This is a genomic window from Adlercreutzia equolifaciens (assembly GCF_029076695.1).
GTDB classification, from domain to species: Bacteria; Actinomycetota; Coriobacteriia; order Coriobacteriales; family Eggerthellaceae; genus Adlercreutzia; species Adlercreutzia equolifaciens_A.
In genome coordinates, this window is the sequence record NZ_JARFIK010000116.1 from 1 (window position 1) to 374 (window position 374).

Genomic DNA, 374 nt, shown 5'->3' on the forward strand with positions numbered 1-374 from the left:
ACTTGGTGCGGCTGTCCACGGGCTACGATTTCGTGAACAGCCGCACCAAGTCGCTGCCGATGCAATCACCGCCCATGCGGCTGCCAATCTCGATAATCTTGATGGAGCCGTCGGACGCCACCTTCACTTCAGCATGAGAGGCGCCGTACTCAACCCCCAAGCTGCCCAGGGCATGCTCCACCACCGCACGGATGGCCTCCGCCCGTTCGGGCGTAATGCGCGCCGGTTCCACATGACCGCGCTCGATGAACATGGGCGCGCCGCTGGTGGTCACCATCGAGGAGGGCGTCATTGCCGGCGGTGCCGGCGAGGGCGTTCTCGAGGTGCTGGCGCGCCAGAACGCTACGGTGCCCACGCTTACCCTGGGCATTCCC

At 65.5% G+C, this 374-nt stretch carries 1 protein-coding gene; it reads right to left on the reverse strand.

Going from position 1 to position 374, the window contains the following annotated elements:
* Positions 1 to 22 precede the first annotated feature (22 nt).
* Positions 23 to 253 (reverse strand): ATP-grasp domain-containing protein, encoded by a 231-nt coding sequence (locus PZH32_RS11700; RefSeq protein ID WP_275208428.1) that lies wholly within the window; start codon positions 251 to 253, stop codon positions 23 to 25.
* Positions 254 to 374 lie beyond the last annotated feature (121 nt).